Here is a 5,761-nt window from a genome sequence, read left to right on the forward strand (position 1 = left end):
GCCCCCACCCCTCGGTACGCGGCCGCCCCGGTCAGGCGAGGTCGAACGCGCCGCGTTTGGCCTCCCCCATAAAGGCACTCCACTCAGCCCTTGTGAAGCCCAGCGCCGGCCCGGACGGATCCTTCGAGTCCCGGGTGAGGATGCGCTTGGACATCACCGGTGCGGCCACCTCGACACAGTTCGTCCCGTGCTCGGTGCTGCGACTGCTCTTGCGCCAGTACAAACGTCCGGGGGTTGGATCGCTCATAGTTCAGACGCTATCTGGTCGATGAGCACCCGGGATTCGGTTTCCGTGAGCGCCAGGGTGGAGAGCGCTCCGTATACGCGCTCGTAGTAGTCGACGCTCACGGGCTCGTCAATGAACCAGCTGCGTACGAGGCTGTGAACGGCGACGACGCTCATCGGATCATCGGAACCGATGTCGATGATCGAGAAGGAGCCGTCCAGACTGGGATGCTCGCCCACTGCGAGGGGCAGTATTTGCAAATGTAGATGAGGGGCGGCCGTAACAGTCAGGATCTTTCTGAGCTGCTCCCTCATCAGGTCCGGGCCGCCGATCGAGGAACGCAATGCTGTCTCGCTCAGGACCCACGTCACTCAGGCGACGCACCGGTGAGAATGCGCTGCCGCGCCAAGCGAAAGCCGACCGCTCCTTCTTCCCTTGGATCCAACCGGACCGAGTCGTACGCAGAGAAGACGGCGCTGGTGTATGCCTCCGTCTGGAGAAGGCCCGGCACTACCTGAGGCTCGAACTCCCGAATGCGTGAAGCATCGCCTTCAAGGGAGGCGTAGTCGACGATGAACGGGTCTGTCCGCTCCCGGTAGCCGAGCCACCAGCCCTCCTTCCGCCCTTTCGTGGCGAGGTCGAGGAGGCGGGCGCGCTCACGCCCGTCTGCGATGCCGTAGTGGTCGAGGATCTGGCGGAGGTCGCGGGGGCGGACGGCGCGGTGGCCGTTCTCGTAGGCGCTGAGGGTGGCGGGTGAGCGCTCGACCAGTCGGGCCGCCGCGTCCTGCGTCAGGTTGCGCTCCTCGCGGTACCGGCGGAGCGCCTGGCCGATCTTGCGGCGCCGGTACGACAACCGGTCATCTGACGTCATGCATCCAGCTTGTCACTGTGTGTGATATATCGGATGCGTCTTCGCGGAAGTTAGATACATCCGGACTTCAATACTTCAGCTTCTCCGCAGACCCGCGACGGATGGCCCTCACCTTCCGGGAGTGTGTTGATGCGGTGACGGAGGGCGATCAGCCTTGCGGGTGACATTCGGAGGAGGAATCACGATGATCACCCGCGAGGCGGGAGAGCTGCGGCTCCTTGGCGTGCTGACGCTTCCCGGCGTGGAGCGTTCCGTCCGGTATGCGCGGCTGTTCCTGCGGGACACGCTCGTCCCCGACCACCTGGCGCCCGGCGACGAACTGCTGGACGACATGGTGCTCGTCGTGGACGAGTTCGCCTGCAACGGCATCCGGCACACCGCGTCCGGCCGGGGCGGGAAGATTCACATCTCCCTCTGGTCTGGTCCGGGCGTGCTTCGAGCCGAGGTCAGCGACGACGGCGCCGATGGGGCACGACCGGCCCTGCGGGACGCGCCGGACGACGAAAGCGGTCGCGGCCTGCACATCGTCGCCGCGCTCGCCTCGCGCTGGGGCCACCGTCCCGACGGCACGCGCACCACCGTGTGGGCGGACTTCCGCGTCCACCCGAGGGCTCATGGTGCTCGAATCTAGGGAGCCAACCGGAAGTGGCCGGAGGCGATGGCGTCCATGACCCGCTTCTCGGTCTCCGGGGTGTCCTGATCGGACGTGTCGAGGACGTGGGGCTCCAGGTCGTCCAGGTCGGCGAACTGGTCCCACATCGTCAGGATCGGGTGCCGGTCCACCAGCGCGTCCGGCGCGGTCCGCCCCTGGGCGCGGGCGAGCGTGACGTCGCGGTGCGGGCGCAGAACCATGTAATGAAGCGGTATCTGTGGTTGCGACCGCGCGCGCTTGCGGAAGTGGTCGAGCATCCACGGTCCGACGATCCCGTCGACCACCGTGGTGAAACCTCCGTCCGCGTAGCTGAAGGCCGCACCGGCGATGACGTCCATGACGGTCTCGTTCTGAGACCGTGAGGCCGGCTCGTATGGCGGAATCGCACCGGCCACGATGTAGTGCCAGAAGTCGTCGGTGTGCAGGTGGACAGCCATGGCATAACGGCGGGCGACACGTACCGCGACGGTCGTTTTCCCCGCCCCCGGCGGACCGGTCAGAACGACAACACCCCTGCGCACACGTCCACCCTAGGGGCGAGTGGGGATACCGTCGCCTGACGAGTCACGGGTTGCGGCTGTATCACTACGTGGGCCATCCGGAGATTCTCGCCGAGGTGCGGCCCGGCAGCGGAGGCGAACCGATCCGATCGCCGGACGACCTGGCGGCCTGGCCGGCAAACCGCAGCGCAGACGAAACGGCGGAGCCGCTCACGTTCGTCATGGACGTGGACGGCTTCCTGCGCTCGCCCCTCGGCGAAGCGAACACGTCGCCTGCACCGGCGGGGTACCGGTCCTGAGCGCCGGCGAGATCACCTTCGTCCATGAGGGGATCACCGGGTGGTGAGCGAGGTCAGCAACCACTCGACGGGCTACTGCCCCGACCCCGCGTCCTGGCGCGCTGTCGAAAGCGCGCTCGACCTGCCGGCCCTGCGCCACCCCGGCCGCTCCACCGCACCGGTCACCTTCCGCCGCTGCCGACGATGCCTTGAACGCAACGTGGTCAAGGCCGACGACTTCACCTGCGCCGTCTGCCGACGCGCCCCTCCCCCACACCTGGAACCTGGACGCCGCCTCCCCACACGAAGAGAGACCAGCAACCGGGGCATAGCTACGCTTCAACCAGCGCTTTCAACCCAAAGGTTGACTCTAGGTGCGGCCGCGCCTAGAGTCGTTTCAACCACAGAGTTGAAACTGGAGGGCCGATGGCCGTGGACGCGCTGTCCCAAGTCTTCGCCGCTCTCGCGGACCCGACGCGGCGCGACATGGTGGCCCGGCTCTCCAGCGGCGACGCGACCGCGAGCCAGCTGGCGGAGCCCTACCGGATGACGCTCCAGGCCGTCTACAAGCACTTGCGGGTGCTGGAGGACGCCGGGCTCGTCACCCGGCCGCACGGTCCGCAGCCCCGGCCGGTGCGCCTGGAAGCCCAGGCATTCGACCTGATGGACACCTGGATCGAGCGCCACCGGCGCCGCGTCGAGCAGCGCTACCGCCGCCTCGACGCCGTCCTGGCAGAGATAGAGGAGGACGACGATGGACAAGATCACCGAGGCGGTCATCGAAGCCGACCCGAGGCTGCCGATCATCCGGCTGACCCGTGACTTCGCGGCGGCACCCGACCGGCTGCTGCGCGCCCACACCGATCCCGCCCTGTTCACCCGCTGGGTCGGCCCCGACGCCATGACCACCCGGATCGAGCACTGGGACGCGCGCACCGGCGGCAGCTGGCGGTACGCCTCCGTGCACGACGACGCCGAGTACTGGTTCCACGGCTGCTTCCACGAGATCCGCCCGGACCGCATCGTCCAGACCTTCACCTACGAGGGCGATGCCGACGGGGTCGCGCTGGAGACGATGTGGTTCGACGACCTCGGCGGCGGCCGCACCCGGTTGCGGACGCAGTCGCTGGTCGACAGCTTCGAGGGCCGTGACGCATGGCTGCGCAGCGGCATGGAGACCGGCGTCAACGAGGGTTACGCCAAGCTGGAGAGGATGCTCATCGATGGCACTGCCTGACCACCCCGCCGAGCGGCACCGGCAGGTCGCCGGCCTGTTCACCGAGCGAGTCCGCGGAACCCGGACCTGGGACGCACCGTCCCCGGTCGCCGGCTGGACCGCCCGCGACGTCGTCCGTCACCTGACCGAATGGTTCCCCGGGTTCCTGGCCGCCGGCGCCGGCATCGAACTCCCCCGCGGGCCATCAGCCGACGAAGACCCGGTGGCCGCGTGGCAGGTCCACTGCGACGGCGTGCAGGCAGTGCTGGACGATCCGGAGACGGCACATCGAAAGCTCACCAACCCGCACATCGGAACTCTCCCCCTGGCGACCGCGATCGACCAGTTCTACGTCGCCGACGTCTTCATGCACACCTGGGACCTCTCCAGGGCCACCGGCCAGGACGACCGGCTCGACCCCGACTTCTGCGCTCAACTCATCGACGGGATGGAGCCGATCGAGGACGTCCTGCGCTCCTCCGGCCAGTACGGCCCCCGCGTCGAGGTGCCCGCCGGCGCGGACGTCCAGACCAGGATGCTCGGCTTCATCGGCCGCGACCCGTTCTGGCGAGCGGGCTCATGACCGGGGCGGTGCTTGAGCGAGGATGAAGTCTTCGTAGCCGTCGGGGAGCCTCATTCCCCGCGACAGCATCCAGTGCACACGACCGGCGCCGGTCAGCGCGAGAGTCGTCCGGTAGCCGGTCGCGACGTCCGTCTCGTCGAATCGGCCGTCCAGTCCCGCCAGGTAGTCCTCCAGCGGATCAGCGCCGGTGCTCAACGCCAGACTGGCGAGGTCCGCGCCGACGGGACCGGCGCCGAGGGTGGCCCAGTCGAGCACCACGGTCGTGGTCTCCGCCGACCTGATCAGGTTTCCGGCGGAGAAGTCACCGTGCGTCAGAACCGGCGGCACACGAGTCAGACCATCGAGCAGCTCGCCGCGCCGACGCCAAACCCGGGCAATACGCGGATCGGCGTCGACCACCGACCAGTCGAGATCGCTGACCGCCATCCGTTGGGCGAGCTGGTGCCCGGCAAGCCAGGGCACGTCCGGAATCGGGACGGCCGCCTGCCAGGCCCCGAGCCGACGCGCCGCAAGGCGAGGCGACTCGGCCGCACCCTCGACATCGGCCAGATACACCACGTCGTCAACGACGCCGTAGCAGCGCGGCGCGGCCAGGCCGGGCCCGGTGGGCAGCAGGCCGCTGGCGTAGGCCAGGGGCTCGCGCCGCCAGTACGCCCAGTGCCGGGCATCACCGGCATGCGCAGCGTGCCGGCCGCCGGCCACCGGACGAAACTCCTTACGCACCAGGCGAAACGGCAACTCGCCGCTACCGCACCGGACCATGCCTGACACCCGGCTGACAGCACCGGTCGCCGCACCGCTGCTCCCGACGATCGTCTCGCTCCGGCAACTCAGGAGCGAGACGTCCGCCCGGCCCACGAGCGCGGCCAGCACCTGCCCAGGAACTCGATCCTCCACGCGCCGGACGCTACGCCCGCCAACCGTCCAACGCCCGCGAATAGACCCTCAAGCCCGCGATCCCCTCAGCGTTCGGGTCCCGGGCGAACTGCGCCTATCTGCGCCAACGCGGTGTGAAGTGCACCATCCCGGAGAAGCCCGACCATATCCGCAAGCCATACTTATCCGCCTTGCACGATCCGGCCCGCTGGAGTTCCGCAATACCAGTGCCGCTCGGCCGGAGCGGGAGGGACGGTGCCAGCAGCCAGATCGACCAGAGCCTCTGCCGGCTCAACAAGCGGAGCCGCATTGATGTGCTCAGCACCGCGCAGGAAACTGGTCGCACTCTCCTCCAGTTCGGGCCAGGTCGAGACTCCGGCTCGGTCCACGCCGCCGCGGGCCTCGATCCGGCGAGCCGCCTCCACTACACAGTGAACCCATTTCATCCCTGTGGCGGCAGTCCGCTGGTCACAGCATGATCGCAATGCGTCGGTTGGTGGCCTGACGTAGAGAGACCCCTGGTAGACGGGTTGATCACCACAATCACGTCGCCTGAACC

General features: G+C 68.4%; 10 protein-coding genes. 5 read left to right on the forward strand and 5 right to left on the reverse strand.

Features of this window, described 5'->3' with window-relative positions; genetic code table 11:
- Positions 1 to 31: 31 nt before the first annotated feature.
- From E1293_RS43715 to E1293_RS50410, 3 genes are read right to left on the reverse strand one after another with little or no spacing between them, the layout of a single operon-like run.
- Positions 32 to 247: a DUF397 domain-containing protein gene (locus tag E1293_RS43715; RefSeq protein ID WP_132205534.1), complete on the reverse strand. Its 216-nt coding sequence runs from the start codon at positions 245 to 247 to the stop codon at positions 32 to 34.
- A complete protein-coding gene (locus tag E1293_RS50405) occupies positions 244 to 597 on the reverse strand; it encodes a DUF5753 domain-containing protein (protein WP_132205536.1) in 354 nt (117 codons plus the stop codon). The genes E1293_RS43715 and E1293_RS50405 overlap by 4 nt, the downstream gene beginning before the upstream one ends.
- Positions 594 to 1,097 carry a Scr1 family TA system antitoxin-like transcriptional regulator gene (locus E1293_RS50410; protein ID WP_132205538.1) on the reverse strand — a complete coding sequence of 168 codons (504 nt, stop codon included), beginning with the start codon at positions 1,095 to 1,097 and terminating at the stop codon, positions 594 to 596. Before E1293_RS50410 ends, E1293_RS50405 begins: the two co-directional genes overlap by 4 nt.
- Positions 1,098 to 1,281: 184 nt before the next feature.
- Between E1293_RS50410 and E1293_RS43730 the strand changes: the two genes are divergently transcribed.
- The gene (locus E1293_RS43730; protein ID WP_132205540.1) at positions 1,282 to 1,728 is read left to right on the forward strand and encodes an ATP-binding protein; all 447 of its coding nucleotides are present in this window, start codon (positions 1,282 to 1,284) and stop codon (positions 1,726 to 1,728) included.
- Here the strand turns inward: E1293_RS43730 and E1293_RS43735 are convergent.
- Positions 1,725 to 2,270, reverse strand: a complete 546-nt coding sequence (locus E1293_RS43735) for an AAA family ATPase (RefSeq protein ID WP_132205542.1) — start codon at positions 2,268 to 2,270, stop codon at positions 1,725 to 1,727. The genes E1293_RS43730 and E1293_RS43735 overlap by 4 nt on opposite strands.
- A gap of 50 nt (positions 2,271 to 2,320) precedes the next feature.
- Between E1293_RS43735 and E1293_RS50005 the strand changes: the two genes are divergently transcribed.
- The 4 genes from E1293_RS50005 (at position 2,321) to E1293_RS43755 (ending at position 4,326) form a co-directional block, all read left to right on the forward strand.
- On the forward strand, positions 2,321 to 2,548 hold the full coding sequence (locus tag E1293_RS50005) for a hypothetical protein (RefSeq protein WP_243717450.1): 228 nt from the start codon (positions 2,321 to 2,323) through the stop codon (positions 2,546 to 2,548).
- A 405-nt stretch (positions 2,549 to 2,953) separates the two neighbouring features.
- Positions 2,954 to 3,349: an ArsR/SmtB family transcription factor gene (locus tag E1293_RS43745; protein WP_132205544.1), complete on the forward strand. Its 396-nt coding sequence runs from the start codon at positions 2,954 to 2,956 to the stop codon at positions 3,347 to 3,349.
- Positions 3,282 to 3,764 carry an SRPBCC family protein gene (locus E1293_RS43750; RefSeq protein ID WP_132205546.1) on the forward strand — a complete coding sequence of 161 codons (483 nt, stop codon included), beginning with the start codon at positions 3,282 to 3,284 and terminating at the stop codon, positions 3,762 to 3,764. Before E1293_RS43745 ends, E1293_RS43750 begins: the two co-directional genes overlap by 68 nt.
- Entirely contained in the window at positions 3,751 to 4,326 is a 576-nt protein-coding gene (locus tag E1293_RS43755; RefSeq protein ID WP_132205548.1) for a TIGR03086 family metal-binding protein, read from the forward strand. The genes E1293_RS43750 and E1293_RS43755 overlap by 14 nt, the downstream gene beginning before the upstream one ends.
- Here E1293_RS43755 and E1293_RS43760 read toward each other — a convergent pair.
- Positions 4,321 to 5,223 carry a phosphotransferase family protein gene (locus E1293_RS43760; protein ID WP_207939464.1) on the reverse strand — a complete coding sequence of 301 codons (903 nt, stop codon included), beginning with the start codon at positions 5,221 to 5,223 and terminating at the stop codon, positions 4,321 to 4,323. The genes E1293_RS43755 and E1293_RS43760 overlap by 6 nt on opposite strands.
- Positions 5,224 to 5,761: the final 538 nt, after the last annotated feature.

It is taken from the genome of Actinomadura darangshiensis, from assembly GCF_004349235.1.
In the GTDB taxonomy this organism is placed as follows: Bacteria; Actinomycetota; Actinomycetes; order Streptosporangiales; family Streptosporangiaceae; genus Spirillospora; species Spirillospora darangshiensis.